Origin of the sequence: Streptomyces venezuelae, assembly GCF_008642375.1 — a bacterium.
Lineage (GTDB): Bacteria > Actinomycetota > Actinomycetes > Streptomycetales > Streptomycetaceae > Streptomyces > Streptomyces venezuelae_G.
The window spans coordinates 4,508,308-4,525,233 of the sequence record NZ_CP029194.1; the positions used below are offsets into that span (position 1 = coordinate 4,508,308).

Genomic DNA, 16,926 nt, shown 5'->3' on the forward strand with positions numbered 1-16,926 from the left:
GACAACCCCGAGGAAGGGCCTGCGCTCGCCATGCTTCTGCTGCTGTCGCACTCCGACACCGACCTGCTCAGCGCCCGCGCGGCGAACGCCGCCTCCGCCGCCGGATCCGGCGGCCCGGTGGAGTACCGCTTCGCCAACCCCTCCCGGCTGCCCCTCGCCGACCTCCCCGGCCTCCTCGACGGCGTCGAGCTGGTCGTCGTCCGTCTCCTGGGCGGCATCCGATCCTGGGAGGAGGGCATCGACGCGATCCGCGCCACCGGGAAGCCGGTCGTCGTGCTCAGCGGCGAACAGGCCCCCGACGCCCAGCTGATGGAGACCTCGACCGTCCCCGTCGGCGTCGCCACCGAGGCGCACGCCTACCTCGCGCACGGCGGCCCCGCCAACCTGGAGCAGCTGGCCCGCTTCCTCTCCGACACCGTCCTCCTCACCGGCCACGGCTTCGAGGCCCCGGCCGCCGCCCCCACCTGGGGCCCGCTGGAGCGCACGGCCCGCCGTGAGGACGGCCCGACGATCGCGGTGCTCTACTACCGCGCCCACCACATGAGCGGGAACACCGCCTTCGTCGACACCCTCTGCTCGGCGGTCGAGGACGCGGGGGCGCAGGCGCTCCCGCTGTACGTGGCGTCCCTGCGGGCCCCGGAGCCGGAGCTGCTCGACCGGCTCCGTACCGCCGACGCGATCGTCACCACCGTCCTCGCGGCGGGCGGCACCAAGCCCGCCGAGGCGCAGGCCGCCGATATGGGGATCGCGCAAGGCGCCTCCTTTGAGGGTGGTGGTGGACGACGGGCGGGCGAGGAGGCCTGGGACGCGGGCGCGCTCGCCGCGCTCGACGTGCCGATCCTCCAGGCGCTGTGCCTGACCGGTTCGCGCGAGAACTGGGAGGAGAACGACGAGGGCCTGTCGCCGCTGGACGCGGCCAGCCAGGTCGCCGTGCCCGAGTTCGACGGCCGGCTCATCACCGTCCCGTTCTCCTTCAAGGAGATCGACGCGGACGGCCTGCCCGCGTACGTCGCGGACGCCGAGCGCGCCGCCCGCGTCGCCGGGATCGCGGTCCGCCACGCGCGCCTGCGGCACATCCCGAACGCCGAGAAGAAGCTGGCGCTCGTCCTCTCCGCGTACCCGACGAAGCACTCCCGCATCGGCAACGCGGTGGGCCTGGACACGCCGGCCTCCGCCGTCTCCCTCCTGCGCCGGCTGATCGCCGAGGGGTACGACTTCGGCCCGGCCGAGGAGCTCCCCGGCCTGGTCTCCGGCGACGGCGACGAGCTGATCTACGCCCTCATCGAGGCCGGCGGCCACGACCAGGACTGGCTGACGGAGGAGCAGCTCGCGCGCAACCCCGTCCGCATCCCGGCCGCGGACTACAAGCGCTGGTACGCGACCCTGCCCGAGGAGCTCCGCACGCACGTCGAGGAACACTGGGGCCCGGCGCCGGGCGAGATGTTCCTGGACCGCTCCCGCAACCCGGAGGGCGACATCGTCCTCGCCGCCCTGCGGCGCGGGAACCTGCTGATCCTCATCCAGCCGCCGCGCGGCTTCGGCGAGAACCCGATCGCGATCTACCACGACCCCGATCTGCCGCCGTCCCACCACTACCTGGCCGCCTACCGCTGGATCGCCGCCCGCGCCGAGGACGGCGGCTTCGGCGCCGACGCCATGGTCCACCTGGGCAAGCACGGCAACCTGGAGTGGCTGCCCGGCAAGAACGCCGGCCTGTCCGCCGCCTGCGGCCCGGACGCGGCCCTCGGCGACATCCCGCTGGTCTACCCCTTCCTCGTCAACGACCCGGGCGAGGGCACGCAGGCCAAGCGGCGCGTCCACGCGACCCTCGTCGACCACCTGGTGCCGCCGATGGCGCGCGCCGAGTCCTACGGCGACATCGCGCGCCTGGAGCAGCTCCTCGACGAGTACGCGCAGATCTCGTCCATGGACCCGTCCAAGCTGCCCGCGATCCGCGCGCAGATCTGGACGCTGATCCAGGCGGCCAGGCTCGACCACGACCTGGGACTGGAGGACCGTCCGGAGGACGACGGCTTCGACGACTTCCTGCTGCACGTCGACGGTTGGCTGTGCGAGGTCAAGGACGCCCAGATCCGCGACGGCCTGCACGTCCTCGGCGGCGCGCCGGAGGGCGAGGCCCGGGTCAACCTGGTCCTCTCGATCCTCCGCGCCCGCCAGATCTGGGGCGGTACGCAGGCACTCCTCGGCCTGCGGGAGGCCCTGGGCCTCGACGAGTCGGCCGCGACCCGCACGACCGCCGACGAGGCGGAGGCGAAGGCGCGCGAGCTGGTCGAGGCGATGGAGGCCGCGGGCTGGTCGGTGGACGCGGTCCCGACGGTGGCGGCCGCGTACGGCCCGGACGTCGAGGCCGTCCTCCGCTTCGCCTGCGAGCAGGTCGTGCCGCGCCTCGCCGCGACCACCGACGAGCTGACCCACGCCGTGCACGCCCTGAACGGCGGCTTCGTCCCGGCGGGCCCGTCCGGCTCCCCGCTCCGCGGCCTGGTCAACGTCCTGCCGACGGGCCGGAACTTCTACTCGGTCGACCCGAAGGCCGTGCCGTCCCGCCTCGCGTGGGAGACGGGCCAGGCGCTCGCCGACTCGCTCCTGGAGCGCTACCGCACGGACAAGGGCTCCTGGCCGACCTCCGTCGGGCTTTCCCTCTGGGGCACGAGCGCCATGCGGACCGCCGGCGACGACGTGGCCGAGGCGCTCGCCCTGCTCGGCGTCCGCCCGCTCTGGGACGACGCCTCGCGCCGCGTGAACGGCCTGGAGCCGATCCCGCTCGCCGAGCTCGGCCGCCCGCGCGTGGACGTCACCCTCCGCATCTCGGGCTTCTTCCGCGACGCGTTCCCGCACGTCATCGGCCTCCTCGACGACGCGGTCCGGCTGGTCGCGGGCCTGGACGAGCCCGACTCCGACAACTACGTCAGGGCACACGCCCAGGCCGACCTCGCCGAGCACGGCGACGAGCGCCGTGCCACGACCCGTATCTTCGGCTCCCGTCCCGGCACGTACGGCGCGGGCATCCTCCAGCTGATCGACAGCCGCGACTGGCGCACGGACGCCGACCTCGCGGAGGTCTACACGGTCTGGGGCGGCTACGCCTACGGCCGCGGCCTCGAAGGCCGCCCGGCCCGCGAGGAGATGGAGACCGCCTACAAGCGGATCGCGGTCGCGGCGAAGAACACGGACACCCGCGAGCACGACATCGCGGACTCCGACGACTACTTCCAGTACCACGGCGGCATGGTGGCGACCGTCCGCGCGCTGAAGGGCACGGCCCCCGAGGCGTACATCGGCGACTCCACCCGCCCGGAGACGGTCCGCACCCGCACGCTGGTCGAGGAGACCTCCCGGGTCTTCCGCGCCCGCGTGGTCAACCCGCGCTGGATCGAGGCGATGCGCCGCCACGGCTACAAGGGCGCGTTCGAACTGGCGGCGACCGTCGACTACCTCTTCGGCTACGACGCCACGACGGGCGTGGTCGCCGACTGGATGTACGACAAGCTCACCCAGGAGTACGTCCTCGACGCGGACAACCAGGCCTTCCTGAAGGAAGCCAACCCCTGGGCCCTGCACGGCATCGCGGAGCGCCTCCTCGAAGCCGAGTCCCGCGGCATGTGGGAGAAGCCGGACCCGGAGACCCTGGCCGCCCTGCGGCAGGTCTTCCTGGAGACGGAAGGCGACCTCGAGGGCGAGGGCTCCGACGAGGAGGAGTAGACCTCCTCGGGAGGGAAGCGACCATTCTCCGGAAGGGAGCAACCCTTCTCCGGAAGGGAGCGTCCCTCCCCAAGTCCGCGTGGTCTCCGAAGGCCTCGCTCACCGCACGGGGGTCGGTGGGCGGGGCCTTCGGCATGCCCGGACACGCTCGTGCCGCCCGCGTCAGGCGGAGGCGATGCGCAGGAGCAGGGCGGCCGCCGATATCAGGGTGAGGACCACCGCCGGGGCCATCTCGTAGTCCTTCGCGCGGACGTGGGTGATCACGGCGCCCGCGAAGTAGAGGGTCACGCCGATCGCCGCCGCCACGCCGAGCGGGGCCACGGCGAGGCCCGCGAGCAGGCCGATCGCGCCTGCCGCCTTCGCCGTCGCGAGCCACGGCAGCCAGGATTCCGGCACGCCCAGCTTGGTCATGTTGCCGGTGATCTGCGGGTTCCGGGTGAAGGTCAGGAAGGCGGAGGCGGAGAGCGCGAAGGCGAGCAGCGCGGCGACCACGGCGTAGCCGATGAACATGGGGGAGCTCCAATGATGCGAGACCGGGAATCATTGAACGGTATCAACGATTTATCCGGCTCCACAATAGGGCCGCTGTTACCGTGGACGGCATGGCAGCTCACCCGACCGACCGCCTCGGCTTCCTCCTCTCCTTCCGGGGGGAGCTCACCGGTGCGCGCATCCGCGCCGCCCTGGGCGTCGCGGGGCTGCACCCGCGGAACGCGATGACGCTGATGCAGCTCGCCCCCGGGGCCATGAGTCAGCGTGAACTGGCCGCCGTGATGGAGATCGACCCCAGTCAACTCGTGGCGATCCTCAACGAGTTGGAGTCCGAAGGGCTGGCCGAGCGGCGGCGCGATCCGGCCGACCGGCGGCGTCACATCGTGGAGATCACACCGGCGGGAGCCGAGGCCCTGGAGCGGGTCGACTCGGCGGTGAGCGCGGCGGAGCGCGAGCTGTTCGGGGACCTCAGCGTCGCCGAACAGGCCCTGCTGCGCGGCTTGTTGGACCGGGTCGTCGTCGATCCGGCCGATCACGACTGCGACGCCGACTGAGGCGCGCCGGACGAGCGGTCAGGGCGCGCCCAGGACTCTGACCGCCTCCACGATCAGGTCCCAGAAGCCGTCGGCGTCGACCTCCATCCCCACCTCCGCGTTCGGCGGGAGGCCCGTCACCCCGTCCAGGTCGACGACCGTCGCGCCCCGCGTCCACGTCCCCGTCAGCTCCACCCGCACCGCCGCCCGCACCAGGCTGACCAGCGACGGGTCGATGAGGTGCGCCACGGTCAGCGGGTCGTGCAGCGGCGGCGCGTCGAAGCCGTACACCTCGCGGTAGGTCGACGCGAAGTAGGTGAGCAGCTCCACGCAGAGCCGGCTCAGCGGGGTGCCGAGGGCCGTGAGCCGCCCGAGAACCTCGGGGGTGGCTCGTACCTGATGGGTGGCGTTGAGGCCGAACATCGTCACCGGCACTCCGCAGCCGAAGACGATGTCCGCCGCCTCCGGGTCGGAGAGGATGTTGAACTCGGCCGCGGGCGTGGTGTTTCCGCGCTCCACCGAGCCGCCCATCAGGACGATCCGCTCGATGCGGTCCGTCAGCCGCGGATGGGCGAGGAGCAGCGTCGCGATGTTCGTCAGCGGGCCCGTCGGGACGAGGGTGACGGGCGCGGGGTGGCCGGTCAGGGTCTCCCGCAGCAGCGTCAGCGCGTCGCGCGGGTCCTGCGGGACCGTCGGCTCGCCGTGGCCGAAGCCCGCACCCGGGCCGGACTCCCAGCTCGTGCCGTCCAGCCCCGAGCCGCCGTGGATGTGCTCGGCGATGAGCGCGCCCTGCGGCCGCGCGAGCAGCGGGCCCGCCGCGCCCGCCGCGATCGGCACGCCCCGGATCCCGGCGGCCTCGCACACCCGGCGGGCGTTGAGGGTGGTCTTCTCCAGCGACTGGTTGCCCGCGACGGTGGTGATCGCGAGCAGGTCGACGGAGGGGTGGGCCGCGGCCAGCAGGATGTTGAAGGCGTCGTCGTGACCGGGATCGCAGTCGAGGATCACGGGTACGGGCATGCCTCCACCGTCCCACAGGAGCGGGCCGCCGTCACGGGTGCCGGGCGGGTGTCGGGCCGGGTGGCCGTGCCGGGCCTGGTGCCCGTGCCACGCCGGGTGTCCGTGCCGGGGCCCGGCCCGTGCCTCCTTGTTCTTCGCCTCCTGCGCCGCCGTCACCGCCGCCGGCGCATGGATTCTTCCCATTTGTCTGCGTTCGGCCCAGTCGACCCGCCCGCACGGAGCCCTCGCATCTCGAAGATCGCCCGGGTCGTGAGAAGACGCCCCGGTCACAAACCGCATTGTTCTAGTAGAGTGCAAACAAGGGAGGTTTCCATGAACCGTGCCACACCTCGTCTCCGCGCGCTCGCCGCGCTCCCCTTCGTCCTCGCCCTCGCCGTCCACCTGCTGCTCTTCGCCCGCTGGCGGGACGAGCTGCCCGCCGAACTCGCCACCCACTTCTCCGCCGGGGGAGAGGCCGACGGCTGGACCGGCCCGACCGCCTACGTCCTCGTCAGTACGGCCCTGCTCCTCGGCCTCGCCGCCGGCTGGACCGCTCTCGTGCGGCGCCGGTACCTGTGGGCGGCCTGGGCCACCGCGGGCTTCGCCGGCGGGCTCCTCGTCCAGCTCCTCCGCGCCAACCGCGTCGAGGAGTTCGAAGCGCAGGTCTTCTCGCCCGGCATGGACCTCGGGGTGGCCCTGGTGGTCGCCGCCGTGGCCGCCGGCGCCGGCTGGGCTCTCACCTCGCTCGTCCCCGAGGAGTCGCCGGTCCCCGGCCGAGGCTCGGCGGCGGACGGCCCCCGGCTCCCGCTCGCCTCCGGCGAGACCGCCCGCTGGTCGAAGGACACCGGCTCCCGGACGCTGACCGTCCTCTCGGTGCTCGCCCTCGCCGCCGCTCCCGTCACCCTCCTCGTCGCCACCTGGCCCGACGCCCTGCTCGGCCTGCTCGGCCTCGTCATCGGCGTGCCGGGCCTCGCCCTCGCCCGGGTCCGGGTCACCGTCGACCGGCACGGCCTCACCGTCCGGTCCGCCCTCGCCTCCCGCCCCCGAGTCCGGGTCCCGCTCGACGGCGTCGAGGGCGCGAGCGTCCGCGAGATCGACGCCGTCGCGGACTTCGGCGGCTGGGGCTACCGGGTCCGGGCCCACCGCAGCGGTGTGGTGCTGCGCTCCGGAGAGGCCCTCGTCGTGCGGCGGGACGGCGGTCGCGAGTTCGCGGTGACCGTGCCCGACGCGCACACCGCCGCCGCCCTCCTCAACACGCTGGCCGAACGGCATGGGAAGGTCTGACCGTGCTCTTCCGCGTCGACCCGGCCTCCTCCGTCCCCCTCGGCGACCAGATCGCCGCCTGCGTCCGCGGGGCGCTCGCCGACGGCTCCGCCGAGCCCGGCGAACGCCTCCCGGCCGCCCGGGAGCTCGCCGACTCCCTGGGCGTCAACGTCCACACCGTCCTCCGCGGCTACCAGCGGCTCCGCGAGGAGGGCCTCATCGAGCTCCGCCGGGGCCGCGGCGCCGTGATCGTCCCCGGCGCCGCCGCCCCCGACCGCGCCCGGCTGGTCTCCCGGCTGCGCGAGGCGGCGGCGGAGGCCCGCGAACTGGGCCTCACGGAGGCGGAGTTCCTGGAGCTCGCCCGTACCAGCCTCGGCTGACCGTCCCCGTCGGCCGGTCTCGGCTCAGCAGCTCGGCTCAGTGGCTCGTCTCAGTGGCTCAGGTCAGTACGGAGCCGATGCCGACGTTCCAGCGGCCCGCGCGGCCCGTGAGCTCCACCGACGACAGGGGGCGCACGTCCAGGCGCCAGAGAGCGGCCTCCGGCGCGCCGAGGGCGTGCGCGACGGCCGCCCGGATCACGTCCGGCTCGGCGACGGCCCAGACCGTGCCCGGCTCCAGGTTGTCCAGCCAGCCGGCGACCCGGGCGCGCAGGGCCCGCAGGGACTCGCCGCCGTGCGGGGCCGCGTCCGGGTCCGAGAGCCAGGCGGCCACGGATTCCGGTTCCTCGGCGGCGAGTTCGTTCAACCGTCGGCCCCGCCACCGGCCCATCGCGCACCCCGCGAGCGCCGCCGGCTCCTCGGCCACCGTCAGGCCGAGGAGTTCGGCCGTGCCCCGGCAGCGCGGGGACGGCGCGCTGAGCACCCGTACCGACCTGAGGCAGACCCTGGACGCCGACGCCGGCTCCAGGGCCGAGCCGTCGTCGAACCGGGCCTCCCGCTGGGCGGCGCTCATGGCCGGGGCGACCAGCACGAGCCGCACGGTCCGCTCCGGCGGGGGCGTGCTCGGGGGCGCGTTCATAGGTGATACATCCCTCAGTGCTCGGTCGGCCACCCGTACGCCCTTGGCGCGATGAGGCCTGCGCGGTACGGTCACGGCGACAATTCCACAACCGACGACGGCGACACGGAAGTCCGGTGCAAAACCGGCACGGTCGCGCCACTGTGAGCCGACCCGGCACCCCCGGACCCGGCGAGTCAGACCCGACGACCGTCGTCGCGCACCACCGTACTGGGACGCGAGTTCCCGAGGAGGTACCGCCATGGCCGAGGCCGTCGCCCCGTCCGTCACCCCCACCACCCCTGTCGCGCTGCCGGTTTCCCTGCCGGTCCGCACCGTGCTGCCCTGGGCCCTGTTCGCCGGGCTCCTGGCGCTGGTCGCGCTCTACTTCGTCGGCGCCGAGCAGGGCGCCCTCTCCGTCTTCGCGGGCAGCGATGTCCACGAGTGGGTCCACGACGGCCGTCATCTGCTCGGCTTCCCCTGCCACTGACCGCGGTAGAGGAGCTCACGCACATGAACGACACCAACTCCTCCGTCGTGGGGAGACTGCTGGTCCGCGGCATGCTCGCGGGCCTGATCGCCGGGCTGTTCGCCTTCGCCCTCGCGTACGTCGCCGGCGAGCCGTCCGTCGACGCCTCGATCGCCGTCGAGGAGGCCGCCGCGGCGGCCGAGCACGCGGGCCACGGAGCGGCCGCCGCGGAGCCCGAGGAGGAGGAACTCGTCAGCCGGGCCGTCCAGTCCACGGCCGGACTGGCCACCGGGGTCCTCGTCTACGGCGTCGCGCTCGGCGGCATCGCCTCGCTCGCGTTCGCCTTCGTCCTCGGGCGCGTCGGCCGGTTCACGCCGAAGGCCACCGCCGCGCTCGTCGCGGCGGCCGCCTTCACGACCGTGTACCTCGTGCCGTTCCTGAAGTACCCGGCGACCCCGCCGGCCGTCGGCAACCCGGACACCATCGGGAAGCGCACCACGCTCTTCTTCCTGATGATCCTGCTGAGTGTGCTGCTCGGCGTCGCCGCGGTCGTCCTCGGCCGCCGTCTCGCCCCGCGCCTCGGGAACTGGAACGCGACCCTCGTCGCCGGCGCGGGCTTCGTCGCCGCCGTCGCCGTGGCCTGCGCGTTCCTGCCGGGCAACGACGACGCGGTGCAGGCCGGCTTCCCGGCGGCCGTGCTGTGGGAGTTCCGGCTCGCCACCCTCGGGATCCAGGCGGTCCTGTGGGCGGTCTTCGCGGTCGCCTTCGGTGCCCTGGCGCAGCGGCTGCTCGCCCCGGAGGCCGTGCGCACCGCCGCCGCGACCAGGGAGACGGTCCCGGCGGCCTGAGGGCCCTCGGCCGGGGCCCGAGCCATGCCTGGGCTCGGTTCCCGGCCCGGCTCAGCCCCGGTTCAGCTCAGCTCGCGCACCGGAGTGCCCGCCAGGAACGCCTCGATGTCCTCGACCGCCTGCCCGAAGTAGCGGCCGTAGTTGCCCTCCGTCACGTATCCCAGGTGAGGGAGGGCCAGGACGTTCGGCAGGATCCGCAGGGGGTCGTCGGCCGGCAGCGGCTCCGTCTCGAAGACGTCGAGCCCGGCCCCCGCGATCCACCCCTCGCGCAGCGCCCGCAGCAGCGCCCCGCCGTCGACGAGCCCCGCCCGTGAGGTGTTGACGAGGTACGCGGACGGGCGCATCGCCCGCAGCTCGGGCTCCCCGATCAGGCCGCGGGTGCGGTCGGAGAGCACCAGGTGCAGGGAGACGAAGTCGCTGCTCCCGAGCAGCTCCAGCCGGTCCTTCGCGAGCCGTACGCCGTGCTCGGCGGCCCGCTCCTCCGTCAGGTTCGGGCTCCAGGCCCGGACGTCCATGCCGAAGGCGAGACCGATCCGCGCGACCCGGCCGCCGATCTTGCCGAGTCCGACGAGGCCGAGCGTCCGGCCTGCCAGGTCGGCGCCGACGGTGGACTGCCAGGGCCCGCCCTCGCGCAGCGCCTGCGCCTCGGTCCGTACGTGCCGGGCGAGGCCCAGGAGCAGGGCCCAGGTCAGCTCGGTGGGCGGCTCGGAGCTGCTGGCGGTGCCGCAGACGGTGATGCCCCGCGCGCGGGCGGCGGCGACGTCGACGGAGGCGTTGCGCAGGCCCGAGGTGACGATCAGCCGGAGCCGGGGGAGCCGGTCGAGGAGCGCGGCGTCGACGGGGGTGCGCTCGCGCATGACGACGAGGATCTCGCAGTCCTCGACGGCCGCGACGAGCGCGTCCCGGTCGGTGAGGTGCTCGCGCAGTACACGGACCTCGACCCGCCCGGCGAGCGGGCTCCAGTCGGCGGAGGAGAGGGCGACGCCCTGGTAGTCGTCGAGTACGGCGCAGCGCGGCAGATTCATGACCGCATGATCGCGGATCGGGCCGCACGCCGGACAGGTGCCGGTCCTGAGCCTGCCCGCCTACCTCTCAGCGCTGATACCCCCGGGCCGGTACGAGCGCCGCGCCCGCGAGGAGGCCGACCGCGATCGTCGTGACGATCGTGACGAAGTCCATGAGGTCGTGGAAGCCGTGCAGGACGTGACCGCCGGCGAGGGACGTGAGCGCCCGCAGGCCGAGCGAGCCGACGGTGAGGGTGAAGAAGCCGCCCAGGAGGAGGACGAGCCGGGGCGGCCGCCCCGGCGGCCGGGCGAGCAGGTCGGCCGTGACGGCGAGGGCCATGGCGGCGACGAAGGTCCCCACGACCTCCCCGGCCAGGGCCGTGCCCGCCGCCTGCACGCCGAGCGACAGATAGACCAGGCCGACGACCCACCCCGAGACCCGCCAGGGCACCCCGAAGGCGAGGACCAGGCCCAGCGTGAAGACCGCCCAGCTCGCCACCATGACCCACCGCGACAGGTCCGCGTCCTGCGCGGTGCCGAAGAGCGCGCCTGTCCGGGTGCCGGTGGCGGCCACCCCGATGAGCACGCCCACGTACAGCTGGAGGAGCAGGACGACGGCGTAGACGAGCCGGACGGCGCCGGTCGTCAGGAAGCCGCCGACGAGCTCGGCGGTGGCCGCGCTGAGCAGGTCGCCGGGCACGAAGAAGAACAGCGCCGGAAGCATGATCAGCACGGTGCCGCCGTGGCCGTGGCCGGGCTGGAGCAGCCCCAGGGTCACCAGGGACACCAGGGCGGCGGCGACGAGTGGCAGGACGCGGGCGAGGCGCGGGCGACGGTCCGACAGGACGGTCAGTGCCGCGACCAGGGTGGCGAGCAGGGCGGTGCTGCCGATCTCGTACCAGGTGGGCTGGACGGCGGGCGCGAACCCGAGGGAGAACAGCACGATGCCGACGCCCCGGGCCCAGCGCGGCACCGTCGCGGGCAGCGTCTCGATCCGCCGGAGCCCGGCCGCCGCAGCGGGCAGGTCCGGCCGGGTGTCCCGTACGCGCTCGACGAACTCCTTGAGGGCGACCACCCGGTCGAGCCGGGAGACGTCGGGGAAGGCCGTCACGGTCGAGGTGAGGGTGCGGTCGCCGGCGGTCACCGAGAGGACGGCCCCGTCGGCGACGAGCACGGTCTCGGCGCGCCCGCCGTACGTCCGGGCGATCCCCCGGACGACCCGGTCGACGCCCTCCGCGCCTTCCCCGCTGAACCGCAGCATGAACCGGGTGAGTTCACGGAGGAAGTCGTGGAGGGCGTCGGGATCGTGGTGCTGCTCGTCCTGTTCCTGCTCCGGCCGGGGCGGCGGAGCCGTCACGCCCCGCCCCTCATCGGCGGACGGTGTCGTCGGTCTTGAGGTCGTCCAGGGAGTCCTCGAAGTCGTCGAGCTCGTCGGGGCAGTAGACCTGGAGGACGATCCGCTCGACCTCGACTGCCTTGGTGTCGGTGATGACGGGCCGCATCCCGGGGCCGGCGGCGCCGTTCGCCTGCTGGATCTTCCACAGCGCCGTCTTCAGGGCGCTGCCCGGGTCCTCGCAGACCTGGCCGCCGTCGGTGCCGAGGAGCCGCTCGAGGGTGTCGGTGTCGGGGGAGGGGTAGCCCGCCTTCTCCAGCTCCTCCTGGAGCTGGTTGGCCTTGGTGAGCGTCTCGTTGTTCCTCTTCACGCTCGAATACCGGATGAGGCCGGTGATGAGGAGGCCGACGAGGATCACGATCGCGCCCCAGTAGACCCATTTGTGCTCGGAGGCGAAGCGGGTGGGACTCATGCCTGCTCTCCCTCGCTCGGAGTGGTGGCGGGGGCCGTCTTCCAGCTCGGCTTGCGGAACTTCAGGAAGGCCCACGGGATGACGAAGCCGAGGATCACGAGGCCGCCGCCGACGATGGCGACGTACGACCAGACGCTTCCGCTGCCGAACTGGGAGCTCGGGACGAAGCCGATGCACAGCGCGGCGAGCGAGGCGAGCAGGCCGACGACGCACAGGACGCCCAGCGCGGGTGCGCGGTAGCCGCGGGGGTGGTCGGGCTGGGTCCTCCGCAGGCGCATCGCCGCGGCGAACATCAGCAGGTAGACGATCAGGTACACCTGCGTGGTGATGACCGAGAAGATCCAGTACACGCTGGAGACGTTCGGGATCAGCGCGTATCCCAGGGCGATGACCGTGGTGACGACGCCCTGGGTGACCAGGATGTTCTGCTGGATGCCGAACTTGTTCAGCTTCTGCAGGAAAGGCGGCAGGTAGCCCTCCTGGCGGGAGATCTCCAGCAGGCCCTTCGACGGCCCCGCCAGCCAGGTCAGCATGCCGCCGAGGGACGCCGAGATCAGTGCGACGGCGGCGATCGGGGTGAGCCAGCCGATGCCGAAGTACGAGAAGAAGGCGTCGAACGCCTGCATCACGCCCGCCGTGAGGCTGAGCTGGTCCGCGGGGACGACCCAGCTGATGGCCAGCGCGGGCAGGATGAAGATCAGCAGCACCAGGCCCATGGCCAGGAACATCGACTTCGGGTACTCCTTCGCCGGGTCCTTCAGCGAGGAGACGTGGACCGCGTTCATCTCCATGCCGGAGTACGACAGGAAGTTGTTGACGATCAGGACGAGGCTCGCCAGACCCGTCCACTGCGGGAGCAGGTGCGAGGAGTCCATCGGGGCCGCCGAGGGGTTGCCCTGGCCGAGGAAGACCATGCCGAGGACCACGAGCAGGGTGCCGGGGATCAGTGTCCCGATGATCAGACCCCAACTGGCCAGCCCCGCCAGCGCCTTCGTGCCGCGCGAGGAGACCCACACGCCCGTCCAGTAGAGGACCACGATGACGATCGCGGTGTACGGGCCGCTGGAGGCGAGCGCCGGATCGATGATGTACGCGATGGTGGAGGCGACGAAGCCGAGCAGGCTCGGATAGTAGAAGATCGTCATCGCGAACTGGCACCACACGGCCAGGAATCCGAGCGGCTTCGACAGGCCCTCCGAGACCCACCGGTACACGCCGCCGTTCCAGCCGGAGGCGAGCTCCGCGGAGACCAGAGCGGTCGGCAGCAGGAACACGATCGCCGGGACGAGATAGAGGAACACGCAGGCCAGGCCGTAGACGGCCATGGTGGGCGCGGCCCGCAGACTCGCCACCGACGCGGTGGTCATCAGGGCGAGGGTGACCCAGGTGAGAGTGGTCGGCGCCGGTCGGGTCGCCGCCGCTCGTGGCCTGGGTACGTCGGCCGGTGTGTCGATGCTGCTCATGTGTCGAGCCCTCCCTGTGATCGCACGCTGACCTCAAGCTCGGTCGTGCGAGGGGCTCCCACAAGCGGAGTGCGTCCGGACGGGGGACCCCGGCGCGCGGGCGCGGCGGGTCCCGTCGGCGGCCGGACGGGGACCTGGTGCGGCGGAGTGACCGCCCGTCCGTCCGGCGGGCGGCGTCAGCCCGGCAGGCGGGCCGTCAGGCCGTCGAGCAGGGAGCCGAGCCCGTACGCGAAGGTGTCGTCGGGGGCGTCGGCGTACGCGGTGGTCTCCGCGGTGGCCGCCTCGATACGGCTCCGCAGCCGCGGGAACCGGCCGGCGGTCTCGGCGGCCTCCTTCATGGTGGCGGCGAACACCTCCTCGGCGTCGCCGCCCTCGCGCTCGATGCGGCGGGTCAGCGAGGTCGTGGCGGCGGCGGAGGAGGCGTTGCCCAGGACGTACGTGAAGACGGCGGCGGCGGCCCGGTCGGCGGCGGGTCCGGCGAAGCCGGCGGCCTCGTAGACCGCGAGGTTGTGGTCGTCGTGGCGGGCCTTGCCCTCGCCGTGGAACAGGTGGGTCGCGAAGGCCTGCACCAGCCAGGGGTGGCGGGTGAACATCGCGTACAGGTCCTCGGCCATGCTGACGGCGGCCGTGCGCCAGTCGACGGCGTCGAGGTCGGGCAGCCGGATCTCGTCCCAGACCTGGTCGCCGGCGAGCGTGACGAGGTTGTCCTTGTTCTTGACGTGCCAGTAGACGGCGGTGGCGGCCGAGTTCAGGCGCTGGCCGAGGCTGCGCATGTTGAGGCCTTCGAGGCCGTCCTCGTCGAGGAGCTCGACGGCGGTCCTGACGATCTGTTCGCGGGTGAGCGTGGGGCGCGGCATGGCTTCACGATAGGTCACCGCGAACGGAGTTGCACAAAGTTCAAGAGACCACTTGCACTTAGTTCAAGTGTCGGCCTACAGTTCTCGACGTCGCCACTTGAACTAAGTAAAAGTCACCAGGGAGACCTTCCGTGAACACCCTCACCGTCCTCGCCGCAGCCGCCCAGATCCTCGTCGCCGCCGCCTTCGTCAGCATCCCGGTCCTCCGCCACCGCTTCGGCGCCGTCGCCAAGGCCGCCGCCGTCGCCGAGCTCCGCCGCCAGGACGTCCGCCCCGAGGTCCTGGAGGAGAACAAGCTCCGCTTCGACGCGAGCGGCCACGAATGGTGGGCGCCCGGGGCCTTCGCCGCCGGCTCGCTCGCCGCCGCCGTGCTCAACCTCACCGGCAGCTCCTGGGGGACCACCCTGACCTGGGTCTTCTCCTCGATCGCCTTCCTCGCCAACATCGCGATCCTGCAGAGCCAGCTCGGCGCAGTGAAGTCCGTCCGGGCCGCCTTCCGGCGCAAGGGGGACCCGGAGCTCCTGCGGGTCGACGTCCCGGCCTTCCTCGCGGCCGCCGAGGGCGCCTTCCCCGCCTGGACCCGCGTCCTCCAGAACGTCCGCCACACCGTGGTCTTCGCCGGCTCCGCGCTGGCCCTGACCTTCGCTGCCCTGGTCTGACACCCACCCAGGTCTTCGCCACCGTCTACACCCGGGCCGCCTTCGCCCGCTCGGCCGAGCCCGCCGTCCGTACGGTCGGCGCGCCCGCCCTGACAGCCGCCGCGAACTCCGCCCTCCCCGCCTTCTTCTCGCCCGCCCGTCAGCCGACGGTGCGGGCGAAGGCGCGTCTGTAGGAGCGGGGCGGGACGCCTCGGCGGCGGACGAACTGGGCGCGGAGCACGGCCGCGCTGCCGAAGCCGACCGCGCGGGCGATCTCCTCGACCGGCAGATCCGTGGTCTCCAGGAGCTCCTCGGCGCGGCTGAGGCGCAGCCCGAGCAGCCAGGCGTGCGGGGTCGTGCCCGTGGAGGCGGCGAAGCGGCGGGCGAAGGAACGCCGGCTCATCAGGGCCCGGCGGGCCAGCTCGGCGACGGGGAGCGGCTCGTGGAGATGCTCGCGGGCCCAGGCGAGGACCTCGGAGAGCCGCTCGTCCTGGCTGTCCTCCGGTACGGGAGTGGCCAGGTACTGGGCCTGGCCGCCGTCCCGGTGGGAGGGGAGCACCAGGTCCCGGGCGATGGCGTTGGCCGTGGTGGCGCCGTACTCGCGCCGCAGGAGGTGCAGGCAGAGGTCGAAGCCCGCGGCGGCGCCCGCGCCCGTGGCGACGCTGCCCTCGTCCACGTACAGGGCGTCGGGGTCGACGGTGACGGCCGGGTGGCGCTCGGCCAGGAGCCCGGCGAACCGCCAGTGGGTGGTGGCCCGCCGGCCGTCGAGGAGCCCGGCCGCGGCGAGCGCGAAGGCGCCGACGCAGTGGGCCGCGACCAGGGCGCCGCGCCGGTGGGCGGCGGTCAGCGCGTCGAGCACGGCGGGGGCCGGGGGCGTACGGAAGTCGGCCCAGGGAAGGGCGATGACGAGGTCGGCCGAGGCGAGCCGGTCCAGGCCGTGCTCGACGACGAGCGGCAGGCCGACATCGGTGCGGACCCGGCCGGGCCGGTCGGTGCACAGGGCGAAGTCGAAGACCGGCAGGCCCTGTCCGCGGGCGTCGAACACCTCGGAGACGATGCCGGCGCCGAGCATGCCGACGCCGGACGGGGCATAGGCGGCGACGGTCACGAAGGGCGGCACGGAGGGAGTCTGCCATGCGGCCCGCTTCGCGACTGGCACGATTCACGCGATCGCTGGCAGCACGGCCACTCGTGAAGGGGCCGCCGCACGCGAAGACTTGGGTCCATGAACACCAACGACGACGCGCCCCTCGGCTGCACCGCCCGCTACACGGTCCTGACCACCGGCTACACCCTCTCCACCGGCCCCGGGGTCGCCGCCACCGTCTCCTACGTGCACGACGGCGACCGGCACGTGATCGTCGACCCCGGCATGGTCGCCGGCCGCGACCGGATCCTCGGCCCGCTCGCCGAACTGGGCCTCGGCCCCGACGACATCACCGATGTCGTCCTCAGCCACCACCACCCCGACAACACGATGAACGTCGGCCTCTTCGGCCGGGCGCGCGTCCACGACCACAAGGCGATCTACGAGAACGACCAGTGGACCGACCGGGACGCCGAGGGCCACGAACTCACCCCGTCGCTCCGCCTGATCCGGACCCCCGGCCACAGCCGCGAGGACATCACGCTCCTCGCGGGCACCGAGACCGAGGTCGTCGCCTTCGTGGGCGACCTCTGGTGGCGGCCGAACGGCCCGGTGGACGACCCGGTCGCCCCGGACCACACGGTCCTGCGCGACTCCCGGCTCCGTGTCCTCGGCGCCGCCGACGTGATCGTCCCGGGCCACGGCCCGGCCTTCCCGGCGGACGACACGGCGCCGCGCTAGCGAACCGGCTACGA

At 73.3% G+C, this 16,926-nt stretch carries 17 protein-coding genes and 1 riboswitch; of the genes, 8 read left to right on the plus strand and 9 right to left on the minus strand.

Annotated features, from left to right (window positions below):
• The first annotated feature begins 30 nt into the window (after window positions 1-30).
• Window positions 31-3,720 carry a cobaltochelatase subunit CobN gene (gene cobN, locus DEJ46_RS20625; protein WP_150268499.1) on the plus strand — a complete coding sequence of 1,230 codons (3,690 nt, stop codon included), beginning with the start codon at window positions 31-33 and terminating at the stop codon, window positions 3,718-3,720.
• A gap of 162 nt (window positions 3,721-3,882) precedes the next feature.
• Here cobN and DEJ46_RS20630 read toward each other — a convergent pair whose 3' ends face one another.
• Window positions 3,883-4,230 (minus strand): DoxX family protein, encoded by a 348-nt coding sequence (locus DEJ46_RS20630; protein ID WP_150268501.1) that lies wholly within the window; start codon window positions 4,228-4,230, stop codon window positions 3,883-3,885.
• A gap of 92 nt (window positions 4,231-4,322) precedes the next feature.
• Here DEJ46_RS20630 and DEJ46_RS20635 point away from each other — a divergent pair, with 92 nt between their 5' ends.
• On the plus strand, window positions 4,323-4,766 hold the full coding sequence (locus DEJ46_RS20635; RefSeq protein WP_223834860.1) for a MarR family winged helix-turn-helix transcriptional regulator: 444 nt from the start codon (window positions 4,323-4,325) through the stop codon (window positions 4,764-4,766).
• 18 nt (window positions 4,767-4,784) lie between these two features.
• On the opposite strand, the gene DEJ46_RS20640 is transcribed toward DEJ46_RS20635, so the two are convergent.
• Complete coding sequence (locus DEJ46_RS20640) at window positions 4,785-5,945, minus strand: nucleoside hydrolase (RefSeq protein WP_317852186.1); 1,161 nt, start codon at window positions 5,943-5,945, stop codon at window positions 4,785-4,787.
• 129 nt (window positions 5,946-6,074) lie between these two features.
• Here DEJ46_RS20640 and DEJ46_RS20645 point away from each other — a divergent pair, with 129 nt between their 5' ends.
• Both DEJ46_RS20645 and DEJ46_RS20650 read left to right on the plus strand, forming a co-directional pair.
• Window positions 6,075-7,025 (plus strand): DUF1648 domain-containing protein, encoded by a 951-nt coding sequence (locus DEJ46_RS20645; protein ID WP_150268505.1) that lies wholly within the window; start codon window positions 6,075-6,077, stop codon window positions 7,023-7,025.
• A gap of 2 nt (window positions 7,026-7,027) precedes the next feature.
• Complete coding sequence (locus DEJ46_RS20650; RefSeq protein WP_150268506.1) at window positions 7,028-7,384, plus strand: GntR family transcriptional regulator; 357 nt, start codon at window positions 7,028-7,030, stop codon at window positions 7,382-7,384.
• 58 nt (window positions 7,385-7,442) lie between these two features.
• Here DEJ46_RS20650 and DEJ46_RS20655 read toward each other — a convergent pair whose 3' ends face one another.
• Entirely contained in the window at window positions 7,443-8,021 is a 579-nt protein-coding gene (locus DEJ46_RS20655) for a histidine phosphatase family protein (RefSeq protein WP_150268508.1), read from the minus strand.
• A 107-nt stretch (window positions 8,022-8,128) separates the two neighbouring features.
• A riboswitch (cobalamin riboswitch) is annotated at window positions 8,129-8,203 on the plus strand.
• A gap of 59 nt (window positions 8,204-8,262) precedes the next feature.
• Between DEJ46_RS20655 and DEJ46_RS20660 the strand changes: the two genes are divergently transcribed.
• The gene (locus DEJ46_RS20660) at window positions 8,263-8,490 is read left to right on the plus strand and encodes a CbtB domain-containing protein (RefSeq protein WP_150268511.1); all 228 of its coding nucleotides are present in this window, start codon (window positions 8,263-8,265) and stop codon (window positions 8,488-8,490) included.
• 23 nt (window positions 8,491-8,513) lie between these two features.
• Window positions 8,514-9,317: a CbtA family protein gene (locus DEJ46_RS20665; protein WP_150268513.1), complete on the plus strand. Its 804-nt coding sequence runs from the start codon at window positions 8,514-8,516 to the stop codon at window positions 9,315-9,317.
• 62 nt (window positions 9,318-9,379) lie between these two features.
• On the opposite strand, the gene DEJ46_RS20670 is transcribed toward DEJ46_RS20665, so the two are convergent.
• From DEJ46_RS20670 to DEJ46_RS20690, 5 genes are all read right to left on the minus strand, one after another.
• Window positions 9,380-10,342, minus strand: coding sequence for a D-2-hydroxyacid dehydrogenase family protein (locus DEJ46_RS20670; protein ID WP_150268514.1), 963 nt, complete (start codon window positions 10,340-10,342; stop codon window positions 9,380-9,382).
• Between the two features lie 67 nt (window positions 10,343-10,409).
• Window positions 10,410-11,678, minus strand: a complete 1,269-nt coding sequence (locus DEJ46_RS20675; protein WP_150268516.1) for a threonine/serine exporter ThrE family protein — start codon at window positions 11,676-11,678, stop codon at window positions 10,410-10,412.
• Between the two features lie 10 nt (window positions 11,679-11,688).
• A complete protein-coding gene (locus DEJ46_RS20680) occupies window positions 11,689-12,126 on the minus strand; it encodes a hypothetical protein (protein WP_150268518.1) in 438 nt (145 codons plus the stop codon).
• The gene (locus DEJ46_RS20685; RefSeq protein ID WP_150268519.1) at window positions 12,123-13,589 is read right to left on the minus strand and encodes an APC family permease; all 1,467 of its coding nucleotides are present in this window, start codon (window positions 13,587-13,589) and stop codon (window positions 12,123-12,125) included. The genes DEJ46_RS20680 and DEJ46_RS20685 overlap by 4 nt, the downstream gene beginning before the upstream one ends.
• Before the next feature lie 176 nt (window positions 13,590-13,765).
• The gene (locus tag DEJ46_RS20690; protein ID WP_150268521.1) at window positions 13,766-14,446 is read right to left on the minus strand and encodes a TetR/AcrR family transcriptional regulator; all 681 of its coding nucleotides are present in this window, start codon (window positions 14,444-14,446) and stop codon (window positions 13,766-13,768) included.
• Window positions 14,447-14,577: 131 nt separating this feature from the next.
• On the opposite strand from DEJ46_RS20690, the gene DEJ46_RS20695 reads away from it, so the two are divergent.
• The gene (locus DEJ46_RS20695; RefSeq protein ID WP_150268523.1) at window positions 14,578-15,105 is read left to right on the plus strand and encodes a hypothetical protein; all 528 of its coding nucleotides are present in this window, start codon (window positions 14,578-14,580) and stop codon (window positions 15,103-15,105) included.
• A 139-nt stretch (window positions 15,106-15,244) separates the two neighbouring features.
• Here DEJ46_RS20695 and DEJ46_RS20700 read toward each other — a convergent pair whose 3' ends face one another.
• Window positions 15,245-16,156 carry a GlxA family transcriptional regulator gene (locus tag DEJ46_RS20700; RefSeq protein WP_190623240.1) on the minus strand — a complete coding sequence of 304 codons (912 nt, stop codon included), beginning with the start codon at window positions 16,154-16,156 and terminating at the stop codon, window positions 15,245-15,247.
• A gap of 153 nt (window positions 16,157-16,309) precedes the next feature.
• Here DEJ46_RS20700 and DEJ46_RS20705 point away from each other — a divergent pair, with 153 nt between their 5' ends.
• On the plus strand, window positions 16,310-16,912 hold the full coding sequence (locus DEJ46_RS20705) for an MBL fold metallo-hydrolase (protein ID WP_150268527.1): 603 nt from the start codon (window positions 16,310-16,312) through the stop codon (window positions 16,910-16,912).
• Window positions 16,913-16,926: the final 14 nt, after the last annotated feature.